This is a genomic window from Serratia sp. DD3, from assembly GCF_000496755.2.
This window is the reverse complement of record NZ_AYKS02000071.1, coordinates 18,210-32,210: the sequence shown is the minus strand read 5'-3', so window position 1 is coordinate 32,210 and position 14,001 is coordinate 18,210. Positions and strand designations below refer to the sequence as shown.

The following is a 14,001-nucleotide window of genomic DNA, read 5'->3' as shown; positions in this document are numbered from 1 at the left end:
CATGAGCAGTTCTGTAACTCGCCGTACTATTATTATTCACGGGATAGGCTGGCTGCTGTTGCTGGCCCCCCTTTTTTTCCTCACCTATGGTCAGGTAAACCAGTTTACCGCTGGCAGGGGTGATGTGGGCAGCCTGGTGTTTGACTGGGAGAAGCATATTCCCTTTATTCCGCTGACCATAATTCCCTATTGGAGCCTTGATATATTCTACGGGTTGTCGCTATTTATCTGTACAACACTCAGTGAACAGCGACGCTTGGTCTACCGGTTAGCATTAGCCCCTCTGGTGGCCTGTATCGGTTTTTTACTCTTTCCGCTGAAATTTTCCTTCACCAGACCGCCAATTTCTGGTGCTGCCGGTTGGTTGTTCGAACAATTGGAGCAATTTGATTTACCCTATAATCAATCACCTTCTCTGCATATTATTTTTTGCTGGTTACTCTGGCGCCACTTCAGCCGCCACCTTGGCGGCCACGGGCACCGGATTTTTACCGCATGGTTTCTGCTTATCGCACTCTCCGTTGTGACGACTTGGCAGCACCATTTCATCGACGTTATCACTGGGTTGATCGCGGGTATGGTGATTGACTGGCTGGTACCAGAACAGGGGCAATGGCGTTGGCAGCGCCCAGATAGCCGCCGCTGGAAATTAACCAGACGCTATTTGTTCGGTTCACTCATAGCCATAGCAGCAAGTTTTTATCTGCCGTGGCTGTGGTGGCCAGCCATAGCGTTGATGATTGTCACGCTGGGATATGCCGGGTTTGGCGTCACCGTGTTGCAAAAAAATGAACAAGGAAAACTCACCCCTGCCGCCTACTGGTTACTGATGCCCTGGCGGTTGGGGATGTTTATTTCTCTACGCTATTACACCCGCCGTTTGCCTGCGGTTAGCCCGCTCACGGATGAGGTGTTCCTGGGCTCTTACCCCCGTAACCAGCCATTACAACGGGCAGTGTTGGATGTTACCAGTGAGTTTCCCCGAGCGCGCAACATAACCGGAGTCGCCTATTATTGTGTACCGATGTTGGATTTGGTCAACCCGCAAGCGAGCCAACTCCGTGAGGCGGTTCTCATGCTGGAACAGTTGCAGCGTACACAAGGTAGCGTGCTTATCCATTGTGCATTAGGCTTGTCACGCAGTGCTTTAGTGGCAGCCGCCTGGCTACTCTATAAACAACCGTCACTCACGGTAATGGAAGCCGTCGCCTATATTCGGCAGAAGCGGCCGCAGGTAGTCTTAAACGCTCAACATCTGGAGCTGTTAGAACAATGGCGAATGAACATCAGGAAATAACAGCAACCGAACAACTAACCACCGTGTTGCTTGAACGAACTCTGCTGAGCTGGCGTTTTTTGCTGTTGATGGTGGTACCACCATTACTATGGGTTATTTTTGCTGCATCACCCGGATTGATGCGGGCAGGGGTGTCGTTGCTGAGTGGTGTATGTATTTATGGCTGCTGGCGCCTATGGTTGGATGTCGGTTATTTAACACAGTTCAACGAGGCGCAGAATCAACAAGCCGGGAAAGCGCTGGCATTGATTTGGCAACGGCAACGGTTAACCCAACTGACATTCCCGCAACGTCAACATGGTGCGTTATGCCAACTCAAGCGCACCATGTTAATCACGGCGTTATTGTGGGTTCTCTGGTTGTTCGCTTTGATTCTCTACTGAACGTTGGCTAAGTAGTGAACCCTGTAAGCATTGCTGGGTGAATCTATTAACCATAGGCAACAACAGACAACTACAGGCCTTAAATAATCGGCTGTTGCCTAACGTTTCTCTGTGATAACAAAGATTAATTTTTACCCGGTGCTTTTATAAAAAATTTTCACCCGCTATTCTGTTAATCATTACTCATTTAGACAAGCCAAAGGTATTCCTATGTCTTTTCGTCTCACGACCCAAAAGGTGCTGTTTGCGAGTTCGCTGATTATGTCAGGTTATGTACTCACCGCCAACGCAGAAGATCCGGCAACCACAGTACAAACACCTCCCTCAGTACCATCAGCAACGCTGCCAGCATCGACAGACGGAGCTCCCTCTGCACAAACAACAAACAACACTAAAGCAGCAGAGGCAGAACCCGCAGCCACCCCCACGTCAACAGGCCCAAGCCTAACTGAACAGCCTAAAATGTCGAATGAAAAAGAGACAGATGAAAAAGAGACAAAACAAGAGGTAAAAGAGAACCTGGCGACTTCAACTAATGTGAATGCGGCGACACCAGAAAGTACGACCACGCCAGAAAATATCACTACGCCGAAAAATATAACTTCACCAGAAAATATAACTACGCCACAACAAAAAGAGACAGTGGCTGTTCCAACCGAAACAACAGCAACCGAAACAACGACAGCAGAAACAACAGAAGACACCAAAACACCCGATGTAGCGCCTGCGGCAAAGCCATCACCCGCCTTTCCATCCATAACTGAGCAACCAAAAGAGTTGGATAAAAAAGAGATACAAGCGGGTGAAGCCGCTGCAACTAGCGCGAGTTCGGCAACAGCAGAAAGTACATCCGTGTCTGAGAATATTGCGACAGCAGAAAAAAAAGAGGCCGTGACGACTACGCCAACAGTAGCAAAAGAATTTAAATTAGATAGCGAAGAGCAAAAACGTGCTTATGCCAGTGGTATCGCATTAGGGCACTATATTGAAGCGCAAATTGCTCAACAAAAAGAACTCCATATAACGCTTGATAAAAATATAATGTTAGCGGGTGTCGCTGATGCCTTCAACAATCAGGAAAAAATGAGTGAGAAAGAAGTACGCGACACGTTACTCATTCTTGACGAGCAGATAAACGTCTTAGCAGAAGATAAAAATAATAAAAGAATTGCTGCAGATAAAACCTGGATGGAGCAATTTGCACAGCGTGAAGGGGTCAAGAAAAACAAACAAGGGTTGCTTTACTTGATAATCAATAAAGGGAGCGGTCCAGCACTGCAAAGTACCGATGTTGTTGAGTTAAGTTTTAAAGGTACCTTGATTGATGGCACTGTGGTTGATGGCCCTAAAGTTGATAACTCGTACCAAGTATTTAAAGTAGATAATATACCGCCACTGCTGCGTGATAGCGTGAAACTTATTCGTAAAGGGGGAGAGATTCAGGTCGCGATCCCACCTTCAGCGATAAAAGTTCCGGATGGATCTAAAAAACCTGAGTTTGTGGTTATCTACACTATTTCTGTTATTGATGTAAATAAACCGCAATAGCGATTTATCCCCCAGCAGTTATTCGAACTGCTGGGGTTAGTGATTACCAGATTCTGCGCGATCCCTACGTTTTAATCTTCAAGTTCACGCAACTGTTATTCAAATTGGAGCACGATCGATCTGCGTCAAAGCTTGGTTAATGGCAAATATCTTTCCATTAACCTGGGGAATACCAAAATTGCGAAGCCGCTCGCTATGCATCGCCAGATAGGCCTCAGCACTGGAAATATTGGCGAACAAGTAGATGCCACCCGCTTCTTGGGTGGCCTGGTTTTCAGTCCAGATCTTCCAAATCAACCCCGGTTCTTCGGCAATAGAGTGGGCTAACCCCTCCATCGCTTGCGCCATTTCCTGCCCCCAAGGGCCATGGTAGGGAAAATCAACTTGCAGTATGTAGCTCATAAAAAACTCCTTTTTCATTGCATTATCAGTGAAGAATAATGCGTTCTGATAAACATCACTTGAGCTTAATCATAAAAAAATCCGGTTTGCCTTTGGGGCATAACCGGATTTATTCAGTTCACAACTTTATGGTCATCCTGCAACTAAAATGATTACTCAACAGTAACCGATTTCGCCAGGTTGCGCGGCTGATCCACATCTGTACCTTTAATCAATGCCACATGATAGGACAACAGTTGTAGCGGAACCGTGTAGAAGATTGGCGCGACAATTTCTTCAACATGAGGCAATGGGATAATGGTCATGCCTTCACTACTGACAAAACCGGCATCCTGATCGGCGAACACATAAAGCTGACCGCCACGCGCACGGACCTCTTCAATGTTGGATTTGAGTTTTTCCAGCAATTCATTGTTTGGCGCCACCACAATCACAGGCATATCCGCATCGATCAACGCTAATGGACCGTGCTTCAGTTCACCGGCAGCATAGGCTTCCGCATGAATATAGGAGATCTCTTTCAGCTTAAGCGCACCCTCCATGGCGATCGGGTATTGATCACCACGGCCTAAAAACAGGGCGTGATTTTTGTCAGAGAAACCTTCTGCCAATGCCTCAATTTTTTTGTCCAGCGACAGCATCTGTTCTATACGCGCAGGCAACGCTTGCAAACCATGCACAATCTCATGCTCTACGCTCTCTGGCATCCCCTTCAGATGGCCAATACGCGCCACCAGCATCAACAACACCGCAAGCTGGGTGGTAAAGGCTTTGGTGGATGCCACACCGATTTCAACGCCTGCTTTCGTCATCAGCGCCAGATCGGATTCACGAACCAGAGAAGAACCTGCCACATTACACACCGCCAAAGAACCCAGATATCCCAGTTCTTTAGACAGGCGTAGAGCCGCCAATGTATCAGCGGTTTCACCGGATTGGGACAGGGTAATCAGTAAGCTACCTGGGCGCACCGCAGATTTGCGGTAGCGGAATTCGGAGGCGATCTCTACATCGCAAGAGACACCGGCCAGCGACTCGAACCAATAACGCGCTACCATACCCGAATGATAAGAAGTGCCACAGGCAATAATCTGTACATGCTGTACTTTTGCCAGCAATTCATCACTCTTTGGCCCTAATTCACTCAGATTGATCTGCCCATGGCTAAAACGCCCTTCCAGGGTGTTTTTCAATGCCATTGGCTGCTCAAAAATCTCTTTCTGCATGTAATGACGATATATGCCTTTGTCACCGGCATCGTATTGCACCTGAGATTCAATCTCCGGGCGCTTAATTTCATCACCTTGTTTATCAAAAATAGTGACAGTACGGCGAGTCACAGCCACTACATCTCCCTCTTCCAGGAAGATAAAACGGCGGGTTACCGGTAGCAATGCCAGTTGGTCGGAAGCAATAAAGTTCTCGCCAACACCAAGGCCAATGACCAATGGGCTACCAGAACGGGCAGCAATCAACTCGCTGGGGTCACGGCTATCCATCACCACCATGCCATAAGCACCACGCAACTGTGGGATCACCCGCTGAACCACTTCACATAGTGTCCCACCCAGTTTCTGCTCCCAATGAACCAAGTGAGTAATCACTTCAGTATCGGTTTCAGAGCTGAAATGGTAACCACGCTCAATCAATAATTCACGCAACGGTTCGTGGTTTTCAATAATGCCGTTATGCACTACGGTGATGTAATCTGATACATGAGGATGCGCATTCGCTTCTGATGGTTCACCGTGGGTAGCCCAACGGGTGTGAGCAATACCGGTTCCCCCATGCAGAGGATGTTGGTTTGCTGCTTCCGCCAGTTTTTGTACTTTGCCGACACGACGCAAACGGCTGACATGACCTTCGCTATCCACTACCGCCAAGCCAGCAGAGTCATATCCACGGTATTCCAAACGACGTAAACCTTCTAACAGAATTTCTGCTATATCGCGCTGCGCTACTGCACCTACAATTCCACACATATTTTGTATTCCTGATTAAGTGCCTTTCAGGGCACTTGCGATGCCTTGACCTGATTTTGCCGGTTTTTTACCGTGCGCCCCGAGCCTGTAGATGGTGGGGTTATTATGTTTTGTACTGACCTCTGTAGAAGAGCCCAATACAAAACACACTGGTTAATCGGTACTGATTTATCCACTCAGTCACACTCGCCTGAATGCTAACAATATAAGGTTGGCATTCAGGCGCGAGGTAGCCAGAAAAATAATGGTAAATTACTTTTTCTTCACCGGGCGTTGCCACCCTTGAATATGCACCTGTTTGACACGGCTGAGGACCAGTTCATCATCGGCGATATCACGAGTAACCGTAGTACCTGCAGCAATAGTGGCTCTTTTACCCACACAAACCGGCGCAACCAGTTGAGTATCCGACCCGACAAAAACACCATCACCAATGATAGTTTTATGCTTGTTAGCCCCGTCGTAATTACAGGTAATCGTTCCGGCGCCAATATTCACATCATCACCGATTTCGGCATCGCCCAAATAGCTCAAATGACCCGCTTTAGAACCTTTACCCAAGCGTGCTTTTTTTATTTCCACAAAGTTGCCAACATGAGCACCTTCAGCCAATTGTGCACCTGGGCGCAGTCGAGCAAATGGGCCAACCGTGCAAGCCGCTTTAAGCTCAGCATCTTCCAACACACTGTAAGGGCTGATTTCACAATCATCATCGATAACACAGTTTTTCAGCACACAACCACTACCAATTTTTACCCGATTACCCAGTTTGACCTTACCTTCAATAATCACATTGGTATCAATGGTAATATCACGGCCATGCTCCAACTCACCACGCAGATCAAAACGCGCGGGATCCAACAGCATTACACCCGCCAGCAACAGTTTTTCCGCTTGCTCAGCTTGATAGACACGTTCCAATTGTGACAATTGCAAACGGTTATTCACCCCTTCTACTTCACTCAGGCGGGCAGGGTGCACCGCTTCAATTTTGTTGCCCTCAGCATGCGCCAAAGCGATGATATCGGTGATATAGAACTCACCCTGAGCATTGTTGTTATTCAACATACCCAACCAGCGCTTAAGATCACCACCGCTAGCCACCAGAATCCCGGTGTTAATTTCATTAATCTGACGTTGTTGTTCGCTGGCATCTTTATGTTCAACAATACCAACGACTTCACCATTTTCACGCATGATACGGCCATATCCGCTAGGATCCTCAAGCTTCACGGTCAGCAATCCAATCCCCCCTTGAGGTTTGGCTGCCAACAGGCGCGTCAAGGTTTCCACTGCAATCAGCGGTACATCGCCATACAACATCAACACATCTTCATCATCAGCAAAATGCGGTGCCGCTTGCTGCATGGCATGGCCAGTTCCTAACTGTTCTGCTTGTAACACCCAATTTAGTGCATCGTTTTTTAAGGTGCTTTTCAGCAATTCACCACCGTGGCCATAAACCAGATGGACGTTTTTTGCGCCCAACTTCATGGCAGCATCAATAACATGCTGCACCATAGGTTTACCCGCCAACGGATGTAATACTTTGGGAAGGTCAGAATACATGCGTGTTCCTTTGCCTGCGGCAAGGATAACCACGCTCATTGCGCTGTTAGACATAAGTAACCTGATAACTCCATTTCGATGGACAAAAGTAAAACCGTTTACTGGCGGAATTACTACATATTTCTCTACAAAAATCTGAACGCTGTCAGAAGGCCTCTGACCTGACGCTAATTAAACCAAACCTATTTTACAACGAAAAAACTGTCGGCGATCAGAGACGTTTTTATTCCTCTGTAAGTAGCGATAGATAGCAATATCAGCCTGATTGAGCCGCTTATTTTAATACAAAAAAAAAGCGACCATAAAGGCCGCTTTCTGATTTCTGGATGTGGTGTACACCATTACATCGCTTTTCTGGTGAGCTCGATAACACGCAATTTTGCAATCGCTTTCGCCAGTTCAGCGGAGGCCTGAGCATAGTCGACATCACCATGAGAAGTACGGATGTGCTCTTCAGCTCTGCGCTTAGCTTCCAGCGCTCTCGCTTCGTCAAGATCCGATCCACGGATGGCTGTGTCTACCAGCACGGTGACCATACTTGGCTGTACCTCAAGGATACCGCCAGATAAGTAGATAAACTCTTCTTCACCGAACTGTTTAACAATACGCACCATACCAGGCTTGATGGCAGTCAGCAGCGGCGCATGACCAGGGTAAATCCCCAGCTCACCTTCGCTACCAGTCACCTGGATTTTCTGTACCAGCCCGGAAAACATCTCTCTTTCCGCACTGACCACATCCAGATGGTAAGTCATAGCCATATCAACCTCCTCTCAAGGCATTACAGTTTCTTGGCTTTTTCCACTGCTTCTTCAATGGTGCCAACCATGTAGAACGCCTGCTCCGGCAGGTGGTCGTAGTCACCAGCCATAATGCCTTTGAAACCACGAATGGTATCTTTCAGCGATACGAACTTGCCCGGTGAACCGGTGAAGACTTCTGCCACGAAGAACGGCTGAGAAAGGAAACGTTGGATTTTACGCGCACGGGATACCACCAGCTTGTCATCTTCTGACAGCTCGTCCATCCCCAGAATGGCGATAATATCTTTCAGTTCCTGATAGCGTTGCAATATAGACTGCACGCCACGCGCAACATCGTAATGCTCTTGGCCTACTACCAAAGGATCAAGCTGACGGCTGGTAGAATCCAGCGGATCAACAGCCGGGTAGATACCCAGAGAAGCAATGTTACGGCTCAGTACCACAGTCGCATCCAAGTGAGCAAACGTGGTGGCTGGTGATGGGTCAGTCAAGTCATCCGCAGGAACGTAAACCGCCTGTACGGAAGTGATAGAACCGGTCTTGGTAGAGGTGATACGTTCTTGCAGAACACCCATCTCTTCCGCCAGTGTTGGCTGATAACCTACCGCCGATGGCATACGGCCCAGAAGTGCAGACACTTCGGTACCGGCCAGGGTATAACGATAAATGTTATCGACGAACAGCAGTACGTCACGGCCTTCATCACGGAACTTCTCCGCCATGGTCAACCCGGTCAGCGCAACGCGCAGACGGTTACCTGGTGGCTCGTTCATCTGGCCGTAAACCAGAGAAACTTTATCCAGTACGTTGGAGTCGGTCATTTCGTGGTAGAAGTCGTTACCCTCACGAGTACGTTCACCCACGCCCGCAAACACCGAATAACCAGAGTGTTCGATGGCGATGTTACGAATCAGCTCCATCATGTTTACGGTTTTACCCACACCCGCACCACCGAACAGACCTACTTTCCCGCCTTTAGCAAATGGGCAGATCAGGTCCATAACCTTGATACCGGTTTCCAGCAGTTCCTGAGAGTTGGACAACTCTTCGTAGCTAGGTGCCGGGCGATGGATAGCCCAACGCTCTTCTTCACCAATGTCACCCTTCATATCGATAGGCTGACCTAACACGTTCATGATACGGCCCAAAGTAGCTTTACCTACCGGGACTTCAATCGGGTGTTGCAGGTCAGTGACCTGAAGGCCACGGCGTAAACCATCAGAGGTTCCCATGGCGATACAACGGACGACACCACCACCCAATTGTTGTTGAACTTCCAGCACCAGTTTCTCGGTACCGTTTTCAACCTCAAGAGCATCGTACACTTTTGGTACGGCATCCTGAGGGAATTCGACGTCCACTACGGCGCCGATTACCTGGATAATCTTTCCAGTAGCCATCTTGAATCCTCTACGTAATTCGTAAACCTGGTTAAACCGCGGAGGCTCCCGAAACGATTTCGGTGAGTTCCTGAGTGATGCTGGCCTGACGCGCCTTGTTGTATACCAACTGCAGCTCTTTGATCAGGCTACCGCCGTTATCCGTTGCGGCTTTCATTGCAACCATTCGGGCGGCCTGCTCACTGGCCAGGTTTTCCACGACACCCTGATAAACCTGTGATTCCACATAGCGGCGCAGCAACGTATCAAGCAGCACCTTAGGATCGGGTTCATACAGGTAATCCCAGGATTTCCGCTTCAACTCATCGTCTTCGCAAGGCGGTAACGGGAGTAGTTGAACAATTTGAGGTTCCTGAGACATCGTATTAACAAATTTGTTGCTGACAATATACAGCTTGTCTAAACGACCTTCGTCGTAGGCTTGCAGCATCACTTTCACTGGACCGATCAAATCTGACAATGTCGGGTTATCCCCCATGCCAGTGACCTGGGCAACCACCTTACCGCCCACAGAACCGAAGAAAGAAGTGGCTTTGGAGCCAACTAACGCCAAATCAGCTTCGACGCCTTTTTCAGACCAGCCTTTCATTTCTGTCAGCAGCTTCTTGAACAGGTTAATATTCAAGCCGCCGCACAAACCACGGTCAGTTGACACCACCAGATACCCTACGCGCTTAACATCACGCTCATCCAGGTACGGGTGTTTATATTCCAGATTCCCTAACGCCAGGTGACCAATCACCGCACGCATGGTCTCTGCATAAGGACGGCTGGCCGCCATGCGATCCTGCGATTTACGCATTTTGGAGGCGGCGACCATCTCCATCGCTTTGGTGATCTTCTGCGTGTTTTGCACGCTGCCGATCTTACTACGTATCTCTTTTGCGCCGGCCATCTCTGATTCTCCTCATTGCCAGCAACCTGCCATCATTCAACGACAGGTTGCTACGCGTTACCAGGACTGGGTTGCTTTAAAGGTATCGAGGATGCCTTTCAGCTTTCCTTCGATTTCGTCGTTATAAGCACCAGTTTGGTTGATGTGGTTCAGTAGTTCGGCATGCTCACGATCAGCATAAGCAACCAGAGCCTCTTCGAAGCTCACAACTTTCGCGACTTCAACATCGTTCAGGTAGCCACGCTCGGCAGCAAACAACACCAGAGACTGCTGGGCAACAGACATTGGCGCATACTGTTTCTGCTTCAGCAACTCAGTAACTTTCTGGCCATGGCTGAGTTGTTTGCGTGTTGCGTCGTCCAGATCGGAAGCAAACTGAGAGAACGCAGCCAGTTCACGATACTGTGCCAGTGCGGTACGAATACCACCGGACAGTTTTTTAATGATCTTGGTCTGTGCTGCACCACCCACACGGGATACTGAGATCCCCGGGTTAACTGCCGGACGAATACCGGAGTTAAACAGGTTGGATTCCAGGAAGATCTGACCATCGGTAATCGAAATTACGTTAGTCGGAACGAATGCAGAAACGTCACCCGCCTGAGTTTCAATAATAGGCAGCGCAGTCAGTGAACCGGTTTTCCCTTTAACTTCACCTTTGGTGAAAGCTTCAACGTATTCCGCATTAACACGAGCTGCACGCTCCAACAAACGGGAGTGGAGGTAGAAAACATCACCAGGGTATGCTTCACGACCAGGTGGACGACGAAGCAACAAGGAAATCTGGCGGTAAGCAACAGCTTGTTTAGACAAATCATCATAAACAATCAGTGCATCTTCACCACGGTCACGGAAATACTCACCCATTGCACAACCGGCATACGGCGCCAAATATTGCAATGCGGCTGATTCAGATGCCGTAGCAACCACCACAATGGTGTTAGCCAGTGCACCGTGCTCTTCCAGTTTGCGTACCACGTTAGAAATGGTAGATGCTTTCTGACCAATCGCCACGTAAACACATTTGATACCAGAATCGCGCTGGTTGATGATGGCATCAATAGCCAGTGCAGTTTTACCGGTTTGACGGTCACCGATCACCAACTCACGCTGACCGCGACCAATTGGAATCATGGCATCGACTGATTTATAACCAGTCTGTACCGGCTGATCAACCGACTGACGTTCGATAACGCCAGGGGCAATGGTTTCAACGGGAGAGAAGCCATCATTATCAACCGGGCCTTTACCATCAATAGGTTCGCCCAGGGTGTTAACTACACGCCCCAGCAAACCACGACCTACTGGCACTTCCAGGATACGACCGGTACATTTTACTTTCATGCCTTCGGCCAGATCCGTGTATGGCCCCATGACCACCGCACCCACAGAGTCGCGCTCCAGGTTCAATGCAATGGCATAACGGTTACCCGGCAGTGCGATCATTTCGCCCTGCATAACTTCGGCCAAACCGTGTACACGGATGATCCCGTCACTGACGGAAACGATAGTACCTTCATTGTGAGCTTCGCTCACTACATTAAACTGAGCAATGCGCTGCTTGATCAGTTCGCTGATTTCGGTGGAATTCAGTTGCATGCTCCAGTCCCCTTAAGACTGCAAGACGTCTGCCAGGCGTTCAAGACGACCGCGAACGCTGCCATCAATCACCATATCACCGGCACGGATAATGACACCGGCCAGTACAGACTTGTCAATTTTGCAATTCAGCTTAACTTTGCGTGATAAACGTTTTTCCATCGCAGCGGCAATCTTGGCCTGCTGTTCATCGTTCAGTGCGCTCGCAGAGAGCACGTCGACTTCGACGGTTGATTCCAGTGTGGCACGTAATGCAATAAACTGTTGCAGTACCGCAGGAAGAACCTGTAAACGCCTATTTTCGGCCATTACACGGATAAAGTTCTGGCCATGCTCATCGAACTCGTCACCACAAACCGCTATAAATGTTTTAGATAGCGTATCGGGTGCGATATCACCGGAAAGCAGTTCTGCCATCTGTTCATTACCAGTAACAGCAGCAGCAAACGTCAGCATTTTCTGCCAGCGTTCTATGCTTTGGTTCTCAACGGCAAAGTCAAAAGCTGCTTTGGCGTAGGGGCGAGCTACAGTAATAAATTCAGACATCAGCCCCTCCCTCCTTACAGTTCAGCGACCAGTTTATCAACGATGTCGCTGTTAGCAGCTTCATCCACGGAACGTTCGATTATTTTCTCGGCGCCTGCAATGGCCAACATCGCCACCTGCTTACGCAACTCTTCACGAGCGCGCTTACGTTCGGCATCGATCTCAGCCTGGGCCTGCGCCACGATTTTGTTGCGTTCCAGCTCGGCTTCCGCTTTGGCGTCGTCCACGATCTGAGCTTTGCGTTTGTTTGCCTGCTCAATGATTTTCTGGGCTTCCGCTTTGGCAGTTTTCAACTGCTCGGTCGCATGGGCTTGCGCTAAGTCCAAATCTTTTTTGCCACGCTCTGCAGAAGCGAGGCCATCAGCAATTTCTTTCTGACGCTTCTCGATGGCAGCCATAATTGGCGGCCATACATACTTCATGCAGAACCAGACAAACAGGATGAACGCGATAGCCTGGCCGAGGATTGTAGCATTAAGATTCACAGCACAATGCCTCTATAAAAGTTTAAAATGTGGTTTCTTCGCAGCGAGTGAACTCTGCTTACGCAACAGCAAACATTACGTATAGACCCAGACCCACAGCAATCATCGGGATGGCGTCAACCAAGCCCATAACGATAAAGAACTGTGTACGCAGTAAAGGGATCAAGTCAGGCTGACGTGCAGCACCTTCCAAGAATTTACCCCCCAGGATGCCGATACCGATCGCAGCACCGATTGCCGCTAAACCCATCATCACAGCGGCAGCCATGTACAGCAGATCCATATTCAGGTTTTCCATGACAGTCTCCAGTTTATTTCAGTTTATAAAAGTGCAAGTGTTTTAAGAAAATCAGTGCTCTTCAGACGCCATCGACAGATAGACAATCGTCAGAACCATGAAAATAAAGGCTTGAAGCGTAATGATCAGAATGTGGAAGATTGCCCAAGGCAAGCTCAGAACCCACTGTGACCACCACGGCAACAGACCAGCAATAAGGATGAAGATCAACTCACCCGCATACATGTTGCCAAACAGTCGCAACCCGAGAGAAACAGGCTTGGACAGCAGGCTGACACCTTCAAGGATCAGGTTGATAGGTATAAACACCGGATGGTTGAATGGCTGCATGGTCAACTCTTTAGCGAATCCACCAATACCTTTCATTTTGATGCTATAGAACAGAATCAGGATAAATACGGCCAGTGCCATCGATAAGGTGATATTGACATCTGCCGTAGGCACAACACGCAGTGCAGGAAGGCCTGCCATTGTCGCAATGTGCGGCAGAAAATCGACCGGAAGCAGATCCATCAGGTTCATCAAAAATACCCAGATAAATACTGTCAACGCTAACGGTGCAATCACCTTGCTCTTACCGTGGTACATATCCTTGACGTTGTTATCGACAAAACCGACGATCATCTCAACCGCAGTTTGCAACTTACCCGGGACACCACTGGTAGCATGTTTAGCCACTTTGCGGAAAATCGCCAAGAAAACAACCCCGAGGACAACAGAGAAAAACATCGAGTCGACATTAATCGACCAAAAACCCGTCCCGACCTGAAGATGCGTCAGGTGGTGACTGATATACTCCTGCGGAGTTAAGACTTCTGCAGACATGATGCCTC

14 protein-coding genes are annotated in these 14,001 nt (G+C 48.7%); 3 read left to right on the top strand and 11 right to left on the bottom strand.

Features of this window, described 5'->3' with window-relative positions:
- Position 1 precedes the first annotated feature (1 nt).
- The 3 genes from IO95_RS12590 (at position 2) to IO95_RS12580 (ending at position 3,228) form a co-directional block, all read left to right on the top strand.
- Entirely contained in the window at positions 2–1,297 is a 1,296-nt protein-coding gene (locus IO95_RS12590; RefSeq protein ID WP_023491144.1) for a phosphatase PAP2/dual specificity phosphatase family protein, read from the top strand.
- On the top strand, positions 1,273–1,680 hold the full coding sequence (locus IO95_RS12585) for a hypothetical protein (RefSeq protein WP_037384875.1): 408 nt from the start codon (positions 1,273–1,275) through the stop codon (positions 1,678–1,680). The genes IO95_RS12590 and IO95_RS12585 overlap by 25 nt, the downstream gene beginning before the upstream one ends.
- Positions 1,681–1,890: 210 nt before the next feature.
- Entirely contained in the window at positions 1,891–3,228 is a 1,338-nt protein-coding gene (locus IO95_RS12580) for an FKBP-type peptidyl-prolyl cis-trans isomerase N-terminal domain-containing protein (protein WP_037384878.1), read from the top strand.
- 99 nt (positions 3,229–3,327) lie between these two features.
- On the opposite strand, the gene IO95_RS12575 is transcribed toward IO95_RS12580, so the two are convergent.
- The 11 genes from IO95_RS12575 to atpB all read right to left on the bottom strand — a co-directional run bounded on the left by IO95_RS12575 (position 3,328) and on the right by atpB (position 13,993).
- Positions 3,328–3,630 (bottom strand): monooxygenase, encoded by a 303-nt coding sequence (locus tag IO95_RS12575; protein ID WP_023492580.1) that lies wholly within the window; start codon positions 3,628–3,630, stop codon positions 3,328–3,330.
- Positions 3,631–3,782: 152 nt separating this feature from the next.
- Positions 3,783–5,612 (bottom strand): glutamine--fructose-6-phosphate transaminase (isomerizing), encoded by a 1,830-nt coding sequence (gene glmS, locus IO95_RS12570; protein ID WP_023492579.1) that lies wholly within the window; start codon positions 5,610–5,612, stop codon positions 3,783–3,785.
- 252 nt (positions 5,613–5,864) lie between these two features.
- Entirely contained in the window at positions 5,865–7,235 is a 1,371-nt protein-coding gene (gene glmU / locus IO95_RS12565; RefSeq protein WP_037384881.1) for a bifunctional UDP-N-acetylglucosamine diphosphorylase/glucosamine-1-phosphate N-acetyltransferase GlmU, read from the bottom strand.
- A 287-nt stretch (positions 7,236–7,522) separates the two neighbouring features.
- Entirely contained in the window at positions 7,523–7,942 is a 420-nt protein-coding gene (locus IO95_RS12560) for a F0F1 ATP synthase subunit epsilon (RefSeq protein ID WP_023488961.1), read from the bottom strand.
- 20 nt (positions 7,943–7,962) lie between these two features.
- Positions 7,963–9,345, bottom strand: a complete 1,383-nt coding sequence (gene atpD, locus IO95_RS12555; RefSeq protein ID WP_023488960.1) for a F0F1 ATP synthase subunit beta — start codon at positions 9,343–9,345, stop codon at positions 7,963–7,965.
- 31 nt (positions 9,346–9,376) lie between these two features.
- Positions 9,377–10,240, bottom strand: coding sequence for a F0F1 ATP synthase subunit gamma (gene atpG, locus IO95_RS12550; RefSeq protein WP_023488959.1), 864 nt, complete (start codon positions 10,238–10,240; stop codon positions 9,377–9,379).
- Positions 10,241–10,297: 57 nt separating this feature from the next.
- Entirely contained in the window at positions 10,298–11,839 is a 1,542-nt protein-coding gene (gene atpA, locus IO95_RS12545) for a F0F1 ATP synthase subunit alpha (RefSeq protein WP_023488958.1), read from the bottom strand.
- Positions 11,840–11,851: 12 nt separating this feature from the next.
- Positions 11,852–12,385, bottom strand: coding sequence for a F0F1 ATP synthase subunit delta (gene atpH, locus IO95_RS12540; protein WP_023488957.1), 534 nt, complete (start codon positions 12,383–12,385; stop codon positions 11,852–11,854).
- Positions 12,386–12,399: 14 nt separating this feature from the next.
- The gene (gene atpF, locus IO95_RS12535) at positions 12,400–12,870 is read right to left on the bottom strand and encodes a F0F1 ATP synthase subunit B (RefSeq protein ID WP_023488956.1); all 471 of its coding nucleotides are present in this window, start codon (positions 12,868–12,870) and stop codon (positions 12,400–12,402) included.
- Positions 12,871–12,928: 58 nt separating this feature from the next.
- A complete protein-coding gene (gene atpE / locus IO95_RS12530) occupies positions 12,929–13,168 on the bottom strand; it encodes a F0F1 ATP synthase subunit C (RefSeq protein ID WP_000429386.1) in 240 nt (79 codons plus the stop codon).
- A 51-nt stretch (positions 13,169–13,219) separates the two neighbouring features.
- Positions 13,220–13,993 carry a F0F1 ATP synthase subunit A gene (gene atpB / locus IO95_RS12525; RefSeq protein WP_037384894.1) on the bottom strand — a complete coding sequence of 258 codons (774 nt, stop codon included), beginning with the start codon at positions 13,991–13,993 and terminating at the stop codon, positions 13,220–13,222.
- Between the last annotated feature and the right edge of the window lie 8 nt (positions 13,994–14,001).

Bases quoted from the DNA above. Each gene is read 5' to 3' on its own strand.
- IO95_RS12590 (WP_023491144.1), top strand. From the start codon at position 2: ATGAGCAGTTCTGTAACTCGCCGTACTATTATTATTCACGGGATAGGC.
- IO95_RS12585 (WP_037384875.1), top strand. From the start codon at position 1,273: ATGGCGAATGAACATCAGGAAATAACAGCAACCGAACAACTAACCACC.
- IO95_RS12580 (WP_037384878.1), top strand. From the start codon at position 1,891: ATGTCTTTTCGTCTCACGACCCAAAAGGTGCTGTTTGCGAGTTCGCTG.
- IO95_RS12575 (WP_023492580.1), bottom strand. From the start codon at position 3,630: ATGAGCTACATACTGCAAGTTGATTTTCCCTACCATGGCCCTTGGGGG.
- glmS (WP_023492579.1), bottom strand. From the start codon at position 5,612: ATGTGTGGAATTGTAGGTGCAGTAGCGCAGCGCGATATAGCAGAAATT.
- glmU (WP_037384881.1), bottom strand. From the start codon at position 7,235: ATGTCTAACAGCGCAATGAGCGTGGTTATCCTTGCCGCAGGCAAAGGA.
- IO95_RS12560 (WP_023488961.1), bottom strand. From the start codon at position 7,942: ATGGCTATGACTTACCATCTGGATGTGGTCAGTGCGGAAAGAGAGATG.
- atpD (WP_023488960.1), bottom strand. From the start codon at position 9,345: ATGGCTACTGGAAAGATTATCCAGGTAATCGGCGCCGTAGTGGACGTC.
- atpG (WP_023488959.1), bottom strand. From the start codon at position 10,240: ATGGCCGGCGCAAAAGAGATACGTAGTAAGATCGGCAGCGTGCAAAAC.
- atpA (WP_023488958.1), bottom strand. From the start codon at position 11,839: ATGCAACTGAATTCCACCGAAATCAGCGAACTGATCAAGCAGCGCATT.
- atpH (WP_023488957.1), bottom strand. From the start codon at position 12,385: ATGTCTGAATTTATTACTGTAGCTCGCCCCTACGCCAAAGCAGCTTTT.
- atpE (WP_000429386.1), bottom strand. From the start codon at position 13,168: ATGGAAAACCTGAATATGGATCTGCTGTACATGGCTGCCGCTGTGATG.
- atpB (WP_037384894.1), bottom strand. From the start codon at position 13,993: ATGTCTGCAGAAGTCTTAACTCCGCAGGAGTATATCAGTCACCACCTG.